The 20,482-nt window shown below is 63.7% G+C and carries 18 protein-coding genes; 8 read left to right on the top strand and 10 right to left on the bottom strand.

The window, feature by feature from the left end; all coding sequences use genetic code 11:
- Positions 1–50 precede the first annotated feature (50 nt).
- The 6 genes from NCS00_RS07815 to NCS00_RS07790 all read right to left on the bottom strand — a co-directional run bounded on the left by NCS00_RS07815 (position 51) and on the right by NCS00_RS07790 (position 5,180).
- Entirely contained in the window at positions 51–443 is a 393-nt protein-coding gene (locus tag NCS00_RS07815) for a DUF2946 domain-containing protein (RefSeq protein WP_284504322.1), read from the bottom strand.
- 504 nt (positions 444–947) lie between these two features.
- The gene (locus NCS00_RS07810; protein WP_034473428.1) at positions 948–1,190 is read right to left on the bottom strand and encodes a DUF2795 domain-containing protein; all 243 of its coding nucleotides are present in this window, start codon (positions 1,188–1,190) and stop codon (positions 948–950) included.
- A gap of 39 nt (positions 1,191–1,229) precedes the next feature.
- A complete protein-coding gene (locus NCS00_RS07805; RefSeq protein ID WP_008349457.1) occupies positions 1,230–1,496 on the bottom strand; it encodes a hypothetical protein in 267 nt (88 codons plus the stop codon).
- 228 nt (positions 1,497–1,724) lie between these two features.
- The gene (locus NCS00_RS07800) at positions 1,725–3,461 is read right to left on the bottom strand and encodes a ClcB-like voltage-gated chloride channel protein (RefSeq protein ID WP_008349459.1); all 1,737 of its coding nucleotides are present in this window, start codon (positions 3,459–3,461) and stop codon (positions 1,725–1,727) included.
- A 154-nt stretch (positions 3,462–3,615) separates the two neighbouring features.
- Positions 3,616–4,419 (bottom strand): aldo/keto reductase, encoded by an 804-nt coding sequence (locus NCS00_RS07795; RefSeq protein ID WP_250439806.1) that lies wholly within the window; start codon positions 4,417–4,419, stop codon positions 3,616–3,618.
- Between the two features lie 26 nt (positions 4,420–4,445).
- A complete protein-coding gene (locus NCS00_RS07790; protein WP_250439805.1) occupies positions 4,446–5,180 on the bottom strand; it encodes a glutathione S-transferase in 735 nt (244 codons plus the stop codon).
- Between the two features lie 191 nt (positions 5,181–5,371).
- On the opposite strand from NCS00_RS07790, the gene NCS00_RS07785 reads away from it, so the two are divergent.
- Complete coding sequence (locus tag NCS00_RS07785) at positions 5,372–6,613, top strand: cystathionine gamma-synthase family protein (RefSeq protein WP_008349465.1); 1,242 nt, start codon at positions 5,372–5,374, stop codon at positions 6,611–6,613.
- Positions 6,614–6,634: 21 nt separating this feature from the next.
- Here the strand turns inward: NCS00_RS07785 and NCS00_RS07780 are convergent, their stop codons facing one another.
- The 4 genes from NCS00_RS07780 to NCS00_RS07765 form a co-directional block, all read right to left on the bottom strand.
- Positions 6,635–7,573 (bottom strand): dimethyl sulfoxide reductase anchor subunit family protein, encoded by a 939-nt coding sequence (locus NCS00_RS07780; RefSeq protein WP_250439804.1) that lies wholly within the window; start codon positions 7,571–7,573, stop codon positions 6,635–6,637.
- A gap of 19 nt (positions 7,574–7,592) precedes the next feature.
- The gene (locus tag NCS00_RS07775) at positions 7,593–8,324 is read right to left on the bottom strand and encodes a 4Fe-4S dicluster domain-containing protein (RefSeq protein WP_175982236.1); all 732 of its coding nucleotides are present in this window, start codon (positions 8,322–8,324) and stop codon (positions 7,593–7,595) included.
- 11 nt (positions 8,325–8,335) lie between these two features.
- Complete coding sequence (locus NCS00_RS07770; RefSeq protein ID WP_250439802.1) at positions 8,336–11,266, bottom strand: molybdopterin oxidoreductase family protein; 2,931 nt, start codon at positions 11,264–11,266, stop codon at positions 8,336–8,338.
- Between the two features lie 75 nt (positions 11,267–11,341).
- Complete coding sequence (locus tag NCS00_RS07765; RefSeq protein ID WP_008349474.1) at positions 11,342–12,412, bottom strand: YeiH family protein; 1,071 nt, start codon at positions 12,410–12,412, stop codon at positions 11,342–11,344.
- Between the two features lie 114 nt (positions 12,413–12,526).
- Here NCS00_RS07765 and NCS00_RS07760 point away from each other — a divergent pair, with 114 nt between their 5' ends.
- The 7 genes from NCS00_RS07760 to NCS00_RS07730 all read left to right on the top strand — a co-directional run bounded on the left by NCS00_RS07760 (position 12,527) and on the right by NCS00_RS07730 (position 20,456).
- Entirely contained in the window at positions 12,527–13,417 is an 891-nt protein-coding gene (locus NCS00_RS07760; RefSeq protein WP_008349476.1) for a LysR family transcriptional regulator, read from the top strand.
- 142 nt (positions 13,418–13,559) lie between these two features.
- Positions 13,560–14,369, top strand: coding sequence for a sugar phosphate isomerase/epimerase family protein (locus NCS00_RS07755; protein WP_250439801.1), 810 nt, complete (start codon positions 13,560–13,562; stop codon positions 14,367–14,369).
- Positions 14,370–14,425: 56 nt separating this feature from the next.
- Positions 14,426–15,427, top strand: coding sequence for a sugar kinase (locus NCS00_RS07750; RefSeq protein WP_008349480.1), 1,002 nt, complete (start codon positions 14,426–14,428; stop codon positions 15,425–15,427).
- 44 nt (positions 15,428–15,471) lie between these two features.
- Complete coding sequence (locus NCS00_RS07745) at positions 15,472–16,755, top strand: MFS transporter (RefSeq protein ID WP_008349482.1); 1,284 nt, start codon at positions 15,472–15,474, stop codon at positions 16,753–16,755.
- 745 nt (positions 16,756–17,500) lie between these two features.
- Entirely contained in the window at positions 17,501–18,469 is a 969-nt protein-coding gene (locus NCS00_RS07740; RefSeq protein ID WP_034473440.1) for a 2-hydroxyacid dehydrogenase, read from the top strand.
- 103 nt (positions 18,470–18,572) lie between these two features.
- Positions 18,573–19,664, top strand: a complete 1,092-nt coding sequence (locus NCS00_RS07735) for a LacI family DNA-binding transcriptional regulator (RefSeq protein ID WP_250439799.1) — start codon at positions 18,573–18,575, stop codon at positions 19,662–19,664.
- Positions 19,665–20,456 (top strand): YhfC family intramembrane metalloprotease, encoded by a 792-nt coding sequence (locus NCS00_RS07730; protein WP_250439798.1) that lies wholly within the window; start codon positions 19,665–19,667, stop codon positions 20,454–20,456.
- Positions 20,457–20,482 lie beyond the last annotated feature (26 nt).

The following is a 20,482-nucleotide window of genomic DNA, read 5'->3' as shown; positions in this document are numbered from 1 at the left end:
GCGCGGCGCCGTTCGATGCCGCGAAAGGCAATCGATCCGTTAGGACGAAATCAGACGAGAACCGGAGGGGCGCGAGGCTGCGCAGTGGTGAAAGGAGGCGCGGGACGCTCGATGCGAATCCGCGCGACCGCGACGCTGCGGCGTGCAGGAACGTCGAGCGCTGCGGGGGCGCGTGCATCGGAGATGGCGGGCGCGTGCGCGAAGAAGTGACAGTAGCCGCAAGCCTGGTCGTCGAGATGCGCGAGCGTGTCTGTCGAATGCGTCGAATGATGACCGCCCGAACGCTCGACTGTCGACGCATGCGCCGAACAGAGCTCGGCGGTGAGTTCGTCGGCATGCGCGCTGGCGGCGATCAGTTGCGAGACCATCGGCGCGAACGTGATCAGCAGCATTGCGAGCAATGCCAGCAGTGAACCCGTTCGTTGATGGAAGCGACTGCGCATGAGGACGAAGATTTGCAAATCCCGAGTGGCGGGATTATGCCACCCGCTTACTTTGTATTACAAAGCAAAGCGGACATAAATTTTCGCCATCAGCGCGCGGACATGTTGTCCCCATCAATTGGGGAGCACCCTGTTGAAAACGCGCCTAAAAGTCTGCTAAATGACTGATGCCCAAGGAAAAGTCATGCGCGCTTCAGGTTGCATCAATGCGTATCGGGCTTTGTATAACTTATCCCCAGCGCACGGGGAAAGGGCTGTGGAAAACCGCTTGGCGACTCATCTAGTTTCTTGATTTCGCGCTGAAATCCCCGCGCGACGCGCATCGCGCCACTTTTTCGCTCGCGCGCGCGACATCGATGCGATGCCCGACTTATCCACAATTTCTGTGGACAGTAGTGTTGAAAAGCCTCGCGTAGACGCGTTAAGTCTTTGATGAATAAAGATTTGTACAACCTGATCGAAGACGGGCGAGCGCGTGCATCGCGATCGTGCCGCGCGCCAGGTTCAGATCGAAATGCCGGGACCGCCGTTGCTGCCCAGCAGTTGTTCGACCGAATTCGCGTCCGTGTAGTCCTGCTCGGGCAGGCCGTCGAACACGGTGATGACGTCGTTGGATACGCCCGCCTCGCGCGCCGCATCGACGATCGCGTCCTTGTTGGCGGGGTACTTCACGAGACGTAATACCTGGGCGATCTCGTTGTCGATCGGCTCGTCGTTCAAGGCGTGCTTTGCGTGCGTGTCGGTCATTCCGAGGTCCGGTGTCGAGTCAGTGAATGAGGAGGCGCGTCAGGTCTGGACCTGAATCGTCTGGCTCGCCATGCCGTGACTCGGCGTGCGCGATTTCGGCAGCGGCACATGACGCCAGCGCGCGTGATCGAGATCCTGCGCCGCGACTTCGGGCGCGGGCGGCGATACGGGCGCGGCGTTCACGCGCAGCGCGGCGCGCGTCGCGGCAATGGCGGCGGTGGATTCGTCGGTCGAACTGGTGTGCAGCGGCGCGGCATAGCACGAGACGGAAACCAGAGCCATCGACAACAACGTTGAGGTCTTCATCGGGCAACCCCTCCTCACGTAGGCAGCAGAAAAGACCAAGCAAAGCCTATGCCGATGGGTATTTCCGCCACCCGCCGTGCGCTCGGACCATGACAGCGCCGCGCACACGGGCGCGACGAGTGGGCGTCGCGCAGACATACTTCGAGTGAATTGTGAAGTCGATCCGACCCGCGCGAAACGCGCGCACGCGAAGCGTGACGCGCCGCGAAATTGCACGGCTGCGCAGTTTCAGCGCGACGTCGGGTTCAGACGGAAGTATGCGTCCAGAAGTGAGGTTTTGTACACGACGCCGAGCAGCAACGGCTGCGTCTTTTTTTCGATGACCGGCAGGCGTTCGCCCTGGAACGCGAGGAAGTGCTGCAGTGCTTCGCCGAGCGACATGTCGGGCGTGAGCACGTCGAATTCCGGCTGAAGATAATCCGCGGCGGTTTTGGATGCGCAGGTCTTGTCGTCGAGCAGATCCGACGTGATGTTCTTCAGCGCCACCACGCCCTGAAAGCGCCCGGCGTCATCGACGACGTACAGATACTTCACCGGATATTCGAGGAACACGCGCGTCATGTCCTTGATGTTCGCGGACAGCGGCACGACGGTATCGGCGGGCTTGACGAGCTCGCGCATCTGCGTCGCGGCTAGACGCAGGCGCTCTTTCTCTTCACGCGTGCGCCGCAGCGTGACTTCGTACATCGACGTCTGCTCGGACGTGCGCGCGATGAAGTACGCGATCACGCACGAAACCATTAGCGGCAGCATGACCTGATACGACAGCGTCATCTCGAAGATCATCAGGATGGCCATGAGCGGCGCGTGCGTGGCCGCGGCGAGAAACGCGCCCATGCCGACCATCGCGTAGGCGAAGGGCGCGGACGTGGAGTCCGGCCAGATCGAATGCACGCCGATGCCGTAAAGACAGCCGAGCACCGCGCCGACGAAGAGCGTCGGCGTGAAGATGCCGCCGACCGCGCCCGAACCGGCGGTGGCCGCCGTCGCGATGATCTTGAAGACGAGCACGGTGAGCAGCGCGGTCCAGGTCCACGGTTCGTGCAGCAGCGAGTTCACGACTTCGTAACCGTTGCCCCAGACTTCGGGCCACCAGATCGATATCACGCCGACGATCAGCCCGCCCAGCGCGAGGCGCACGGGCAAGGGCAGGGGCAAGGTCGAGAAGCGTTTTTTCGATTCGGCGAGCAGCCGCAGGAAGTGCGGCGCGAGCGTGCCGCAGAGCAGTCCGAGCACGACGAAGAGCAGCACTTCGATGCCGGTGACGGTCGGGAACACCGGCATCTCGTACGGCGGCCTGTAGCCGGCGAACTCGCGCATCGTGATGTTGGCGACGACCGACGAGACGACGATCGGGCCGAAGCTTTCCATCGCCATCGAGCCGAGCACGAGTTCGGTGACGAAGAACGCGCCGGCGATAGGCGCGTTGTACGCCGACGTGATTCCGGCCGCCGCGCCGCACGCGACGAGCAGACGCAGGCGCGGCGGATCGAAGTGCACCCAGCGCCCGATCAGCGACGACACCAGGGCGGCGAGTTGCACCATCGACCCTTCGCGACCGATCGAGCCGCCGCTCGAAATCGTGATGAGCGACGACAAACTGCGCCATACGCTTTGCCAGACGGGCACGACGCCATCGCCGATGGTGACGGCTTCCATGTAGTCCGTGCTCGCATTCTTGCTCGCGCGCTTGCGGGCGATCAGCAGGCAGACGCCCGCGATGAGACCGCCCACGGCGGGCAACAGCACGCGCACGGGCCAGGGCAGGCTTTGCGCGAGCGCGACGAGACCTTCCGAATGATTGCCGAGGAGCCGCTGAAGGATCTCAATGCCTTCGCGAAAGACGGAGGTGGCGAAAGCACCGGCCACGCCGACGACCACCGCCCAGACGAGCATCGTATGCGAGTCCGACAGACGGAAAAGCCGTTGGGCCCGTGTACGGAGCTTGAGCAGAAAGGAGAGCACTTTTGCGAAATCGTGGAATGCTTAGAAGCAAATGGAATAAGGGACTCGCAAGGATAGCATTGCAGGGCGGCGCTGCGGACGTCGAAACGCGTTCGTCAGAGTCGAAAAAAAGCCCGGCACACGCCTGGCCGGGCTTCGTCGGAGCAATCGCGCGTCACCACTTCGGCGCGAACGGCGGATTCGCATTGCGCTTGCCTTCGTCGAGCGCATCGATTTTCGCGATGTCGTCGGCGTCGAGCTTCAGTTTCTGCGCGTCCCAGTTGGCTTTCTGATGCTCCGGATTCGTCGATGCCGACAGCACCACGATATCGCGCGAAAGCAGCCACGCGAACGTCACCTGCGCGGGCGTCGCGCCATGCTTCCCGGCGATCGCCTTGAGCGTCGCGTCCGTATGCGCGCGCCCTTCGCCGAGCGGCATGTACGCGGTCACTTTCACGCCGAGCTTTTGCGTCGCATCGACGAGCGCGCGGTTCGCGAGAAACGGGCTCACTTCAATCTGATTCGTGACGATCGCGTCGCCGCCCGGCGCCTTCAGCGCTTCTTCGAGCAACGGCGCGGTGAAATTCGACACGCCGTAGTGGCGAATCAGCCCGAGCTTCTGCGCTTCCTGCATCGCCGCGAGCGTTTCGGCGATCGGCACCGCGCCGTCGGGCGACGGCCAGTGCACGAGCGCGAGATCGATCGTGCCGATGTCGAGCTTCGCGTGACTGTCCTTCAGGCTCGCGACGAGCGCGTCGTGCGAGAGCCGTTCCCACCAGACTTTCGTCGTTACCCAGATATCGTCGCGCGCCACGCCCGATTCGCGCACGCCCTGACCGACAGCCGCTTCGTTGTTGTAGTACTGCGCGGTGTCGATATGGCGATAACCGAGCTGCAATGCGCTCTTCACCGCGTTCGTGGTCTTCGCGGCATCGACGCGAAACGTGCCGAGACCGAATGAAGGAATCGTTTCTACCATGCTGGCTCCTGGTGAGTGTCGAGGTTTCAAGCGTCCTGATCGAGTTCGGGATAGTGCCTGAAAATGCCCGATTCGTTGAACGGGATGCGCCGTTCCGAATCGACGTAAGCCGCGATGTTCGGCCGTTGCAGCACCGCATCATGAATCGCGGCCACGCGCGGATACTGCGCGCCGAACTCCTTCATCGCGCGCGGAAAGGCGTAATGCAGGCCATCGACGATCTGGAAGATGGACAGATCCACGTAAGTCGCCGTATCGCCGATCATCTGCGTATCGCCGTGCGGGTTCTGCGCAAGCACGCGCTCGAAGTACTTCATGAACTTCGGCACGCGCTTGTCCAGGAAATTCTGCGTGCGGATTTTCGCCGCGTCCTTTTGATCTTCGTAATAGAGTTCGGTCGCGAGCGGATGATGCGTGTCGTGCACTTCGGCGACGAAATCGGCGATCGTCAGTTGCAGGCCGTGCGCGACGTAGCGCAGGCCCTCGTCCTTCGGCGCGAGGTTCAGCTTCGGCCCGAGATAAAGAAGAATGTTCGCGACGTGGGGGACGATCAGCTCGCCGTCCCTGAGAAACGGCGGCGCAAACGGAATATGCGGCTCAGTCTTGCTGTTCAGGACTTTCATCATCGCGTCCATGCCGTAGCCGCTGTTCTTCGATTCGCGCGCGACGTCGATATATTCGGCGCCCGCATCTTCGAGCGCGAGCCGGACGAATTCGCCTCGGCCCTGCAATCCGTCCCAATAGTAGAGTTCGTAAGCCATGAGAAAGGGCTCCTCGTCGGGGCATGCCGCATCGGCGGCGAAGCGTGAGTGTGCGCGTTTTTGACGTTCGGCGGGAAACGCGCGAACGAAGAGGCGGACGAGCAACACGCGTTCCCGTCGCGCGGCGATGCCATGACTCGTCGCGAATCGTGCAAAATCGATGTTTTGCGTTTTCGAGTAGCGGAGAAGAGATGAACAAGCAAGGCTTCACCACAGGCATCGTTCACGGCGACAGAAACGCGGGCGGCGAGCACGGCGGCGTGCGCCAGCCGATCCACACATCGGTTCAGTACGGATTCGAGCGCGTGGAAGATCTGATCGGCGTCTTCCAGGGCACGAAGAAAGGCGGTTTCAACTACGCGCGTCAGGGCACGCCGACCACCGCCGCGCTCGAACGCAAGATCACGAGCCTCGAAGACGGCATCGGCTCGATCTGCTTCGGCACCGGCATGGCGGGAATCACCGCCATTTTCCTGACCTTGCTGCGCGCGGGCGATCATCTCGTATCGAGCCGCTACGTCTTCGGCAACACCAACAGCCTGTTCGGCACGCTGCGCACGCTCGGCATCGAAGTGACGATGGTCGATGCAACTTCCGCCGAGAACGTCGCGAACGCGATCAAGCCGAATACGCGCATGGTGTTCGTCGAGACCATCGCGAACCCCGGCACGCAGATTCCCGATCTCGAAGGCATCGGCGCGTTGTGCCGCGAGCGCGGCCTCGCGTATGTCGTCGACAACACGATCACGTCGCCGGCGCTGTTCCGGCCCAAGGCGGTCGGCGCGAGCCTCGTCGTCAATTCGCTGACGAAGACCATCGCGGGTCATGGCGCGGCGCTCGGCGGTGCGGTGACGGACACGGGCCTCTTCGACTGGAGCGCCTATCCGAACATCGCCGATGATTACCGCAAGTCGCCGTCCAAAGAGCAGGGCTTGCTGCAAGTCCGCAAGAAAGGGCTGCGCGACATGGGCGCGTCGCTGTCGTCTGAGCAGGCGCATTCCATCGCGATGGGCGCGGAAACGCTCGCCCTGCGCGTCGCGAAGTGCAGCGAGAACGCGCTCGCGCTCGCCCAGTATCTGGAGAAGCACGAGGCCATCGGGCGCGTGTTTTATCCGGGATTGAAGAGTCATCCGCAATACGAGATCGCTCAGGCGCTGTTCAAGGGTGCGTCGTGGCTGCTGTCGTTCGAGTTGCGCCGCGCAGACCGCATGATCGATGTCGTCAACGCGCTGCAGTTGCCGGTCAAGGCGACGGGCCTCGGCGACACGCGCACGCTCATCATTCCCGTTGCGCCGACGATCTTCTTCGAAGCCGGCCCCGAAGTGCGCAAGTCGATGGGCATTTCCGACGGCATGCTGCGGCTTTCGGCGGGCATCGAAGATATCGACGATCTGATCGCCGATTTCGAGCAGGCGCTCAAGCTCGCGGCATGACCTTGGTGCGCGCCTCGCGCACTACGAGGCGCGCGCGTAGTAAATATTCTGCGGATGGCGCGCTTCGGCGAAGAAGAACCATCGCTCGGCGACGAGCCCGAGATACTGCGTGACGCACGCGAGGCAGAAGAGCGCGACCGATTGCGCACCGATCCCGAGCAGCATCAGCACGAAGGGCACGGCGAACGCGCCGACGAGAAACGTCCACTTGATGCGCGCGATCGCCTGCGCCGAGCGTCCGTGAAAGAACTCGCGCAGATTGAACGCGCCCGCCGTGAAGCCCCGCGACTTCTGCACGACGTTCGGCCCCTTGATGCCGGTCGCGCTCTGCACGGTCGATTTTGGCCGCAGCTTCGCATTGCGCTTGAGCGCGGCGACGCGCGTCGCGCAGCCCGCGAGCGTCAACGTGCACGCACAAGCGGCGAGACCCGCTGCCAGCGACGGCGCGAGCCACGCGGCGCACGCGGTCGCCAGCGTGAATCCCGATGCGCAGCCGAGCAGCACGAAGTTGACCATCGTGAGCGGCGTCGCCCATTCCTGCAGGAAGCGCAGGCATGCGTAGATCATCGCGGTGCAGACGAAAAGCGCCGCCGACGCGATCACGCCGATCACGCCGAGGGCAAGCGACCACGGCGCGCCGAGCCAGTGCGCGAAGCCGTACAACGCGGCGCATCCGAGGAACGCGGGCAGGCACAGGCATTCGCGCGACAGCCACGACGTACGCCACATCGCGATGGCGCGCCACGCCCGCTCGGGATGCCCGAGATGGAAAAACGATGCGACGAGGCCCAGCCCGCCGAGCACGACCGACAACGCCGCGCCGAGGATGAAGAACAGTTGCGAAGGCGCGTCGATCAGACCGAGCTTCGCGCACGCTTCGACACCGACGAGCGCAATCAGCAAGCCTTGCGCGGCGCCGCTCAATGTCGTGAGAAACACGACGGAAAACGCGGGTTTCATGTTCGAGCTCCGATGAAAGTCAGACGCGCACGGCCATCGACGCGAGATTGAGTTCGCCGTGCGCTCCGGGTGCGTCCGGCGCTTCGGCGTCTTGAGACTGACAGCCGCACGAGCCGCCGCCGCTGCTGCACGCATTCACGGGACGACGCGGCAAATAATGATTCGCGGGCTTCGTGTCCCATTCGGGCATCAACTGATAGCCGCCGCGCTCCTCGATCGCCTTCGACACGACCGACTCCGGATCGTGGATATCGCCGAAGAGCCGCGCCGACGTCGGACACGCGAGCACGCACGCCGGCTTGCGATCGCGTTCGGGCAGCGCCTCGTTGTAGATGCGATCGGCGCACAGCGTGCACTTCGTCATCTCCTTGCGCGCTTCGTCGAGCTCGCGCGCGCCGTACGGACACGCCCACGCGCAGTACTTGCAGCCGATGCACTTGTCGAAGTCCACGAGCACGAGTCCGTCTTCCTTGCGCTTGTAGCTCGCGCCGGTCGGACAGACGGGCACGCACGGCGGATCCTCGCAGTGCAGGCACGACTTCGGAAAGTGGATCGTATCGGCGAGCGGAAATTCGCCGGCTTCATACGTCTGCACGCGGTTGAAGAAGGTGCCGGACGGATCGGCGTCGTACGGGCGCTGATCCGCGAGACTGCCAGCTTCGCCGGACGTGTTCCATTCCTTGCAGCTCGTCACGCAGGCGTGGCAGCCGACGCAGACGTTCAGATCGATCACGAGGGCCATTTGAGTCATGCCGGTCTCCTTCAGTTTTTGACGTCGCGCTTGATGGCGTTGCGCAAGCGCGCCGCGAACTCGCCGCGTCCGGCGAAGTACGTCTGCACGACGCGTTGAACCGATCCCGTCATGCCGGGCGATGGACGCATCGGCGCGAATTGCGGCAGCGTGTGGTCGGCATCGCTTTCGGCGGGATAGACGCGCACGCGCACGTCGTACCACGCGGCTTGTCCGGTGATCGGATCGGAGTTCGAAAAGCGCAGGCCTTCGCGCGCGGACGCAGGAAGCTCATCCGTGATGAGGTGATTGAGCAGAAAGCCCCGCTGCGATTCGTTCGCGTCGGGACCGAGGCTCCACGCGCCCGATGCCTTGCCGATCGCGTTCCACGTCCACACCGTTCCGGGCTCGACGGCTTCGCTATAGCGCGCCATGCAGCGCACCTTGCCCCATTGCGATTCGACGTAAATCCAGCCGCCGTCCTCGATGCCGTTCGCCTTCGCCATGCGCGGATTCATGTACAACAGGTTCTCGCCGTGAATCTGCCGCAGCCACGCGTTCTGCGAGTCCCACGAGTGATACATCGCCATCGGGCGCTGCGTGACGGCCGCGAGCGGATACTGCGCGAGATCGGTCGTATCGAGTTCCAGCGGCGCGTACCAAAAGGGCAGCGGATCGAAATATTTCTCGATGCGCGCGCGCAAGTGTTCCGGCGGCTGCCGGCCTTTCGTGCGACCCTGCGCGGCGAGGCGGAACTTCTGCATCACGTCGGAATAGAGCTGGATCAGGATCGGCTCGTTGAACTTGCGAAAACCTTTATCGACGGCGAATTGCAGGTACGGCCCGTTCTGGCCGCGCATGTATTGCAGCTCTTGGGGCAGCGTGTAGTGATAGACGCAATCGTGCTTTGCGTACTCTTCCCATTGATTCGGATTCGGCTCGCCGACGAGCGCCTCCTTGCCGTCCTTGCCGCGCCAGCCGATCAGAAAGCCCACGCCCGACCCCGGCGCCGTCTGATGATTGACGATGAAATCCGGATAGTCGCGATACTTGCGCGTGCCTTCGGGCGTCGTGAACGCGGGCAGCTTCAGGCGGCTGCCGAGCTCGACGAGCACTTCCTGGAACGGACGGCAATCGCCGGTGCGCGGCACGACCGGCACGCGCACGGAATCGACGGGACCGTCGAACTCGGAGATCGGGCGGTCCAGCATCGACATTGCGTCGTGTCGTTCGAGGTAGGTCGTGTCGGGCAGGATGAGATCGGCGAATGCGGTCATCTCCGACTGGAACGCATCGCACACGACGATGAACGGAATTTTGTATTCGCCGTTGTCGTGCTTGTCGGCGAGCATGTTGCGCACTTCCATCGTGTTCATCGACGAGTTCCATGCCATGTTGGCCATGAAGATCATCAGCGTGTCGATGGGGTACGGATCGCCGCGCCATGCGTTCGTGATGACGCTGTGCATCACGCCGTGCACCGCGAGCGGATATTCCCACGAGAACGCCTTGTCGATGCGAACCGGCGTGCCGTCGTCGTGGATGAAGAGGTCCTCCGGCGCGGCGGGCCAGCCGAGCGGCCCGCTCGCGAGCGGCGTGTTCGGCTTCACCTGATCGGGGTGATTCGGCGGTTTCGCCGATGGCGGCACCGCGCGCGGAAACGGCGACTTGTGCCGGAAACCGCCCGGACGGTCGATCGTGCCGAGCAGCGACATCAGCACGGCGAGCGCGCGGATCGACTGGAAGCCGTTCGAGTGCGCGGCGAGACCGCGCATCGCGTGAAAGGCGATCGGGTTGCCCGTCACGGTGTCGTGCTTCCTGCCCCAGCAATCGGTCCATTGAATCGGCAGCGTGATCTTGTGATCGCGGCTCGTCTGGATCATTTCGGCGGCGAGGCGTTCGATCGTCGCGGCGGGAATACCGGTGATCTCGGCGGCCCATTCCGGCGTGCACGTCGCGACCTGCTCGCGCAGCAACGCGAAGGAGGGCGCGACGCTCGTGCCGTCGTCGAGCGTGTAGCGGCCATCGAGCGCGGGCGCGGCATCGTCGGCATGATGCGCGACCGCGCGATTCGTCTTCGTGTCCCACCAAAGATGATTCTGCGGAAAGAGCGGATTCGATTCGGCCGCGCTTTCGTCCTTCACGAAAAGGCCGAACGTGTCGCTCGCTTCGTTCATATCGAGCAGTTCGGCCGCGTTCGTATAGCGCGTGACGAATTCGTGATCGTAGGCGTCGGCGGCGATCAGTTCGTGGATCAGCGCCATGAAAAGCGCGCCGTCTGTGCCGGGGCGGATCGGCACCCATTCGTCGGCGATGGCCGCGTAGCCCGTTCGGACCGGATTGATCGCGATGAAGCGTCCGCCCGCGCGCTTGAATTTCGATATCGCGATCTTGAGCGGATTCGAGTGATGATCCTCCGCCGTGCCAATCATGAAGAAGAGCTTCGCGCGGTCGAGATCCGGGCCGCCGAATTCCCAGAACGAGCCGCCGATCGTATAGATCATGCCCGCGGCCATGTTCGCCGAGCAGAAGCCGCCGTGGGCCGCGTAGTTGGGCGTGCCGAAGTTCTTCGCGAAGAGGCCGGTCAGCGCCTGCATCTGGTCGCGTCCGGTGAAGAGCGCGAATTTTTTCGGATCGGTGGCGCGCAGGTGTGCGAGACGCTTTTCGAGCGTATCGAGCGCGAGCTCCCACGAGACCGGCTCGAACTGCGCTTCGCCGCGCAGTGCGCCGGGTTTTCGCATCAGCGGCTGCGTGAGGCGTGCGGGCGAATACTGCTTCATGATGCCCGACGCGCCTTTCGCGCAGATCACGCCTTGATTGAGCGGATGGTTCGGATTGCCGTCGATGTATCTGACTTCGCCGTCGCGCAGATGCACGCGGATGCCGCAACGGCACGCGCACATGTAGCACGTCGTGGTCCTGACATCGAGCTTCTCGTTCTGGGTACGAGCGCCGTGTTCCATGAGTGCTCCTTCTGAAGCGTTATCGCGCGACGGGGACGTTCGCGCGATTCGGTACTTCACTGCATCGGCGATCGATCAGCCGAAGAGGCGTTCGACGCCGAGCGTGATCGCGAGGCCGCCGCCGACCAGCCACGCATACAGGATCGCGCCGGTTGCAAGCGCACGCGGGCCGGCCTGACGGATCTGCGCGATGCGCGTCTCCATGCCGAGCGCGGTCATGGCCATCGTGAGCGCGAAGGTGTCGAGCGTGTTGATCGTGCTCGTGGCGGCATCGGGCAGAACGTGCAGCGAATTCACGACGACGAGCGCGAGAAAGCCGAGCGCGAACCAGGGCACCGCGATCTTGCCGTTGCCTTGCGCCGCGCCGTCCGCCGTGTTGCGCGAGCGGCTGATCCAGAAACCGATGACGAGCAGCACGGGCACGAGCAGCATCACGCGCGTCATCTTGACGATGGTCGCGATATGCGTCGCTTCCGGGCTGACGTTGCTCGCCGCACCGACGACCTGCGCCACTTCGTGAATCGTGCCGCCGAAAAAGAGGCCCGCGCCGAGCGTATCGAGATGCAGCCAGCCGGCGTTGAACGCGAGCGGGTAGAGGAACATCGAGAGCGTGCCGAACAGCACGACGCTGCCCACCGCCATCGCGCTCTTGTGCGGCTTCGATTGCAACGTCGATTCGAACGCGAGCACCGCGGCCGCGCCGCAAATCGCGCTGCCGGCTGCCGTGAGGAGTGCGGTATCGCGATCGAGCTTCATCAGCTTCATGCCGGCCCACGTACCGATGACGAGCGTGCTGACCACGACCAGCACCGACACCGTGAAACCCGACACGCCGACTTGCGCGATTTCCTGAAGGCTGATGCGCAGCCCGAAGAACGCGACCGCGATGCGCAGCAGCTTGCGCGCGGAGAAGTTGACGCCGGCCGCCCAGCTTTCCGGCATGCCGTGACGCAGCGCATTGCCGTAGATCGCGCCCGCGACGATGCCGACGATCAGCGGGCTGATGCCGAGCCCGGCGATAGCGGGCAGCGAAGCGAGGCGCGTGACGGCGGCGGCGAACAAGGCGACGAAGAGAATGCCGTTGAGTTGCCCGCGTCTGGATGATGCGGCCGGCGCGAGCGTTTGGGCGGACTGAACCGTGGACATGGATGAACCCGTTTGACGATGATGACTCGATGGGCTAATCCTATTCTCGATATATGAATATGAAAAATCGTGATTTAGAATGGCAAGTATCGGACCAACTTATATTTTGCACAGATGACCCCGGAACAACTGATAACATTCGCAACGGTCGCAGAGCACGGCAACATCAGCCGGGCGGCGGTGGCCTTGCATTTGTCGCAGCCCGCCGTGTCGGGGCAGTTGCGCCTGCTGCAGGAGGAATTCGGCGAGCCGCTTTATCAGCGTGATGGCCGCGGCGTGCGCCTGACCGCAGCCGGCGAGCAGTTGCTCGGCCATGCGGAACGCCTGCGCGAGACATTTCGCGCGGCGCACGCGCTGCGCGACGCATTGCGCGGGCTGGAGCGCGGCACGCTGCGCATCGGCGCGAGCACGACGCCCGCGAGTTATTTGCTGCCGTATCTGATCGCTGCGTTTCACAAGCGCTTTCCGGAAGTCGTCGTGACGACCATCGACGGCAATACCGCCGACATCGTCGCTGCGCTCGGCTCGCTCGATATCGCGCTCGTCGAAGGCGCGCCGGGACACGATCTGCCGCTCGGCACCACCGTCACACCGTGGCGCGAGGACGAAATCGTCGCGATCCTGCCGAATGGTCATCCGCTTGCCGACGGGCGCGATGCCGCCACGCTCGATCAGTTGAGCGAGCATCCGCTCGTGCTGCGCGAGCCCGGCTCGGGCGTGCGGCAGATCATCGAGCGCGCGTTCGCCGATTGCGATGCGCCCATGCGCGTCGCGCTGGAAATCGCGGGCGTCGAGGGCGTGAAGGAGGCGGTGCGCGCGGGCATGGGCATCGGCTTCGTATCGGCGATGTCGATCCGCCACGAGGACAGCGCGTTGCGTCGCGTGCGTATCGCGCCGCGACCGCTCACGCGGCGTTTTTCCATTTTGCTGCCGCACGCGGCAACGCCGTCACGCGTCGCGGCGCGTTTCCTGGAGTTATGCGAGGAACCGGGTCTCATCGGCTAGGGAATTCCACTATGGCGCGTCGATGGCGGTCTGACGCACCATTCGTTCTCAACAGGGGCGCTGCGGCGTCCTTTTTCAAAATCGTTTCTGGAACCGGTTCCACCCAAGGAATTTCGGGGCCAAAACTCACAGTGAGCAGCGAGTGAATCAAAAATCCCGCATCGATGAAAAGCGCGCAGAAGTCGTGATCGTAGCGAGCGCGTTCGGCGCCGATGCGATCCGTCGCGATGGCCACGCCGCGTGGGCGGCGGTCGCGGCGCGCGCGGGTGCGGATGGCTTCGAAGTGCGCCGCGAGCTGTTCGCCGATGACGCCGATTCGCAGCCCGATGCTCTCGCGCAGCTCGGCGTACGGATTCGCGCGCACGGATTGTGGGCCGTCCATTCGACGCCCGCGACGCTGTTCCGCGACGACGGCGCGCTCGATCTCGATTCGCTGCGGCTCGCCATCGACGAGGCAGCGGCGATGGACGCGCGCATCGTCAAGCTGCAACTGGGCGGCGCGGAGCGTGGTGTCGCGACCGATCCGGCCACGCTCGATCGCCTGATGTCGGCGATCGCCGCGTCGAAAGCGCGCGTCGTCGTCGAAAACGGACAGCTGAAGGCAGGCGGCACGATCGGCGCGTTCGATGCGCTCTTCGCCGCGCTGCCCGCGCGAAGCGGCCTCGCGATGACTTTCGACACCGGAAACTGGCACTGGGCGGAGCAGGATCCGCTCGACGCGGCGCAGCGCCTCGCGCCGCACGTCGCGTATGTGCACTGCAAGGCGGTCATGGGCGAGGGCGCGCGCCGTTTTGCCGCCGCGCCCGCGAACGGCGACGCGCGTTTCGCGACGCTGCTCGCGCAGTTGCCGGGCGATGTGCCGCGCGGCATCGAATATCCGTTCATTCCGGGCGCGGACGGTTCGCTCGACGCCGACGCGGCGCGCCAGGTCGCACAAATCGCGGCATTTTGAATGCCACTTTGAATTACGCATTTTGCATTCAGCATTCATCTGCAAAGGAACCCGACATGCAAGCCAAGCCTGAAGTCCTCGACGTCGTCACTTACGGCGAAGCGATGACGATGTTCGTCGCCGCCGTTACCGGCGATCTCGCGAAGGCCGGTCAATTCACGAAGCGCGTCGCGGGCGCGGATCTGAACGTCGCGATCGGTTTGTCGCGCCTTGGCTTCAAGGTGGGCTGGATGAGCCGCGTCGGCAACGATTCGTTCGGGCGCTATGTGCTCGACGTACTCGCATCCGAAGGCATCGACGCGCGCCGGGTGACGATCGACGAGCGTTATCCGACGGGCTTTCAGCTCAAAGGCAAGTGCGACGACGGCAGCGATCCGGCCGTCGAGTATTTCCGCAAGGGTTCGGCCGCGAGCCATTTGTCGCTCGACGACTACGCCGCCGATTACGTGCTCGGCGCGCGTCATCTGCATCTGACGGGCGTGGCGCCCGCGATCTCGGCGACCTCGCGTGAGCTTGCGTTCCACATGGCCCGCGAAATGCGGGCAGCGGGCAAGACGATCTCGTTCGATCCGAATCTGCGTCCGACGCTGTGGCCGTCGCGCGAGGCGATGGCCGAATCGCTCAATGCGCTCGCCGCGCTCGCCGACTGGGTGCTGCCGGGGGTGTCCGAAGGATTGACGCTGACGGGCTATGCGAAGCCCGAGGACATCGCCGCGTTTTATCTCGATCGGGGAGCGAAGGGCGTCGTCGTGAAGCTGGGCGCGCACGGCGCGTATTTCCGCACGGCGGACGGCGAGCAGGGCATCGTGCCGGGCGTGCCGGTCGAGAAGGTCGTCGATACGGTCGGCGCGGGCGATGGCTTCGCGGTCGGCGTCGTGAGCGCGCTGCTCGAGGGACGCGATGTGCGTCACGCGATCGCGCGCGGCAATCGCATCGGCGCGCTGGCGATTCAGGTGATCGGCGACAGCGAAGGACTGCCGACGCGCGCCGCGCTCGATCTGCTCGAAGCACAGGATTCCAACGACAAGACGGCCAAAGCCGCGTTCGATCTGGCTTGAAAGCCACCAACCGAGACTCAACCGAATTGCGTTCGGAGACAACCATGCAAAGTTCTTCCAATCCCACGCTGGCCGTGCGCCGCTGGTGGGCGATCATGCCGATCGTTTTCATCACGTACAGCCTCGCGTATCTCGACCGCGCCAACTACGGTTTCGCGGCGGCGGCGGGCATCAATCAGGATTTGGGCATCAGCAAGGGACTGTCCTCGCTGATCGGCGCGCTGTTTTTTCTCGGCTATTTCTTCTTCCAGATTCCGGGCGCGATCTATGCCGAACGGCGCAGCGTGAAGAAGCTCGTGTTCTGGAGTCTCGTGCTGTGGGGCGGCTGCGCGACGCTCACGGGCATGGTGAGCAATATCCCTTCATTGATGGCGATCCGCTTCGTGCTCGGCGTCGTCGAGGCTGCGGTGATGCCGGCGATGCTCGTCTTCATCGCGAACTGGTTCACGAAGTCGGAGCGCTCGCGTGCGAATACGTTTCTGATTCTCGGCAATCCGGTGACGGTGCTGTGGATGTCGGTCGTATCCGGTTATCTCGTGAACTCGTTCGGCTGGCGCCACATGTTCATCGCGGAAGGTTTGCCGGCGGTGGTGTGGGCGGTGATCTGGTGGTTCATCGTGAAGGACAAGCCCGCACAGGTGAGCTGGCTCACGGATCAGGAAAAGAACGATCTCGATGCGACCTTGCGCGCCGAGCAGGCCGCGATCAAGCCGGTCAAGAACTATCGCGAGGCGTTCAAGTCGCCGGCGGTGATCAAGCTGTGTGCGCAGTATTTCTGCTGGAGCATCGGCGTGTATGGGTTCGTGCTGTGGCTGCCTTCGATTCTCAAGAGCGGATCGACGCTCGGGATGGTCGAGACGGGCTGGCTGTCGGCGGTGCCGTATCTTGCGGCGACCATCGCGATGCTGCTGGCTTCGTGGGCCTCAGACAAGCTTCAGGCACGCAAGGCTTTTGTGTGGCCGTTTCTGCTGATCGGCGCGGTGGCGTTTGCCGGTTCCTACCTTCTCGGGTCGACGAACTTCTGGGCTTCTTATGCGTTGCTCGTGATCGCAGGGGCTGCGATGTATGCGCCCTATGGGCCGTTCTTTGCGATCGTGCCGGAGTTGCTGCCGAAGAATGTCGCCGGGGGGGCGATGGCGCTCATCAATAGCATGGGGGCGTTGGGGTCGTTCGTCGGGTCGTACTTTGTGGGGTATCTGAATGGGGCTACTGGATCGCCCTCTGCCTCTTATGTTTTCATGAGCGCCGCGTTGTTGATGGCTGTTTGGCTTACGCTGGCGGTTAAGCCGCAGGCGGCGGTTCGGGCTGGGGTTGTTGTGAGGCCTTGAGGTTTTTGCTTTTGCTTTTCGCTTTTGCTTTCGGTTTTCGCCGGATCCCGTTGTCGTGTCGGTCTATTGGCACTGCCCCTGTGCGGGGCGGCAGTCACTTTCTTTGCTGCTGCAAAGAAAGTAACCAAAGAAAGCGGCTTTTCAGGCCCGCGGTCACACGCAATTTGGGTGGTCCTCTCGTCCTCGATGGCACTCGCCTAAAGAGTGCCCTCATCACAATAACGGGACTTGGATCGCGCACGGTCCGCCGCCCGAATACGTTGAGCGCGCTGGTTCAGCACGAAAGAGCTTCGGCACAGCGCTACGCGCTGCCGCCGGGTATGCAAGGGAAACCAACGTGCGGCACTTGCGGTGAGATGGAGACGTTAGTAGCGGAGCACATGCATCCCCGCTTGACGGGTCGGCCGCGAAGCGGGCTGGAGCTATATGGTGCTGAACCAGTTTGGTGTGTGGTGCGATGTGACAGACCGTGCGCGAGCCAAGCCCGATTAGGTGTCTGAGGGCACTCGTTAGGCAGCCCACGATGGACGAGAGGACTACCCAAATTGCGTGTGACCGCGGGCGTATCGGAAGCTGCTTTCTTTGGTTGCTTTCTTTGCACAGGACCAAAGTAAGCGCTAAAGCGCTAACTCTGGTCGACGGCAAAGAAAGTGACTGCCGCCCCGCACAGGGGCAGTGCCAATAAACCGACACGAAAACGGGATTCCACAGAAGCCCGAGCCAACCAACCCAGACAAAGCAAACCATGACCAAAAAAATCGTAGCCTACAAGGCGTTGCCAAGCGACGTAGAAGCCTATCTCCGCGCCCACGCGGAAGTGGTGAACATCGATCCGAAAAACCACGCCGCATTCGTGGAAGCGCTAACAACCGCCGACGGCGCCATCGGTGCGAGCATAAAGATCTCCCCCGACATGATCGAAGGCGCCCACCGCCTGAAAGCACTGTCGACGATCTCCGTAGGCTTCGACCAGTTCGACGTGCAAGACCTCACCCGCCGCGGCATCGTGCTTACGCACACGCCGGACGTGCTCACCGAATCCACCGCCGACACGGTCTTCGCGCTGATCCTCGCAAGCGCGCGCCGCGTCGTCGAACTCGCCGAATGGGTCAAGCAAGGCAACTGGAAGGCAAGCATCGGTGAAGCGTGTTTCGGCGTCGACGTGCAAGGCAAGACACTGGGCATCGTCGGCCTGGGACGCATCGGCGGGGCCGTCGCACGGCGCGCGGCGCTCGGCTTTCGCATGAACGTGCTCTACACGAATCGCAGCGCGAACGAGCAGGCCGAAAAGGAATACGGCGCAAAGCGTGTCGAGCTCGACGAACTGCTCGCGCAATCCGATTTCGTCTGCCTGCAAGTGCCGCTCACGCCGGAAACGCGCGGTCTCATCGGGGCGAACGAATTGCAGAAAATGAAACGGAGCGCGATTCTGATCAACGCCTCGCGCGGACCGACCGTCGATGAAAACGCGCTCGTCGATGCGCTAAAAAACGGCACGATCCGCGGTGCAGGCCTCGACGTGTTCGAGCAGGAACCGCTTCCCGCCGACTCGCCGCTGCTCGCGATGAAAAACGTCGTCGCACTGCCGCATATCGGCTCGGCCACGCACGAAACGCGTCACGCGATGGCGCGAAACGCCGCGGAAAATCTCATCGGCGCACTGAACGGCACGCTCACGCAGAACATCGTCAATCCCGACGTGCTCGCGCGCTGAAACCGTGGGTCGCCCGGTCATGCGCTAACATGCGCGATGCGAGGAGAACGATAATGACGGCATCGCGACTCGCTTCACGGCGAAGCGCGCGCCCACGACCACTATGTCCGACGACCCCACATTGACGAACCGCCCGCCTGCATTCGGCGCGCGCCGCGCGACCATCACCGATGTCGCCCGCGAAGCAGGCACCGGCAAGACCAGCATCTCGCGCTATCTGAACGGCGAGCTCGGCGTGCTGTCGCCCGATCTGCGCGAGCGCATCGAGGCGGCCATCGCCAAGCTCGACTATCGGCCGAATCAGATGGCGCGCGGCCTGAAGCGCGGCCGCAATCGTCTGATCGGCATGCTGCTCGCCGACCTCACGAACCCGTATTCCGTCGAAGTGCTGCAAGGCGTCGAAGCAGCGTGCCACGCGCTCGGCTATATGCCGCTCATCTGTCACGCAGCCAACGAGATCGACATGGAGCGGCGCTATCTGCAATTGCTGACGACGTATCGCGTCGAAGGCGTCATCGTCAACGCGCTCGGCGTGAAGGAAGAACTGCTGCAAGGCTTTGCGCGCGGCGGCATTCCGGTCGTGCTCGTCGATCGCTCGGTCGAAGGTTTCATCACCGACATGGTCGGGCTCGACAATCCCGCCGCCGTGCAGATCGCGACGCGTCATCTCGTCGACGAAGGTTTCGACGAGCTGCTGTTCGTCGTGCAGCCGGTCACGCATGTCAGCTCGCGGCGTCTGCGCGAAGCCGCGTTTCGCGAAACCGTCGCGGCGCTCCATGCAAGCGGCTCGACGCTCGTGATCGATCTCGCCGATGCGGCGCCCGCGCTCGCGGAACTCGACACGCGCGTCACGGCGGCGAAAGCCGCGGGCAAGCGCGTCGCGCTCTTCGCGGCGAACGGGCCGGTCGCGCTGCGCGTCGCGGTGCATCTGAAGGAACGCCACGGCGCGGACTGGCGGGCGAGCGTCGCGCTGATGTCAATCGACGATTCCGAATGGGCGCAGCTCGCCGGCATGACGGCGGTCCGCCAGCCGACGTACGATATCGGCCGGCGCGCGGTCGAATTTCTGCATGAGCGTCTCGGCGGCGCCGCGATGCCCGCGCGCGAATGTCTGCTGCCGGGCGAACTCGTCGTGCGCGCATCGACGACACGCGCGAATCACAACGACGAGCAACAAGCTTCGCAAGGAATCTGAATGATCAGTGTTACGACGTTGCTGAGCCTCGCGCTCGCGACGCTCATCATCGCGGCCATGCCCATCGTGCTGTACAGGAAGCTGCGGCCGCGCTTCGCGATCGTGCCGCGCTACGCGATTCTCGGCATCGCCGTGTTCGCGCTCTTCGCGATGGTCATCGAACGCGCGCTGCACGGCTTCATGCTGAGCAATCCCGTCACGTCGGCGTGGCTCGTCAGTCCGGCCGTGTTCGTCGTTTATGGCGCGCTCGCGGCGGGGCTGTGCGAGGAAGTCGGACGCTTTCTCGCGATGAAATGGCTCATCTCGCGCGAGCCTGACGCGCTCGACCGGCACGGTCCGGCGCTCGGCTACGGCATCGGGCACGGCGGGGCGGAGGCGTGGATCGTCGGCGTGCTCGTGCAGGTGCAATGGATCGTCTATGCGGTGCTCGCGAATCGCGGCACGCTCGACGCGCATTTCGCGACCGCGCCGCTCGAAGCGATCGCGCGCATTCATCTCGTGCTGATGAGTCTGTCGCCGGTGTCGGCGGGCATCTTCCTCGTTGAGCGTGCGAGTGCGTTCGTGCTGCAACTCGGCTTTTCCGCGCTGATGTGGCAAATGCTGCGCGAGCGTTCGCGCCACGCGCTCGCAGTCCTCGTTGCCGCGCATGCGCTCGTCGGCTTGCCAGCCGCGCTTTTTCAGGCGCGGCTCGTGCCGCTCATCGCCGCCGATGCGGTGTATCTCGTGCTCGGCGCGATCGTCGCGGTGGCGCTCGTGCGCTACTACCGGCGAGCCGCGGCGCGCGGCGGTTGAGCGCATCCGCGCCTGCCTGAATCAAA

This window comes from Caballeronia sp. AZ1_KS37 (genome assembly GCF_023631165.1).
In the GTDB taxonomy this organism is placed as follows: domain Bacteria; phylum Pseudomonadota; class Gammaproteobacteria; order Burkholderiales; family Burkholderiaceae; genus Caballeronia; species Caballeronia zhejiangensis.
The sequence above is the reverse complement of the archived record's forward strand: the minus strand, read 5'-3'. Positions and strand labels throughout refer to the sequence as shown.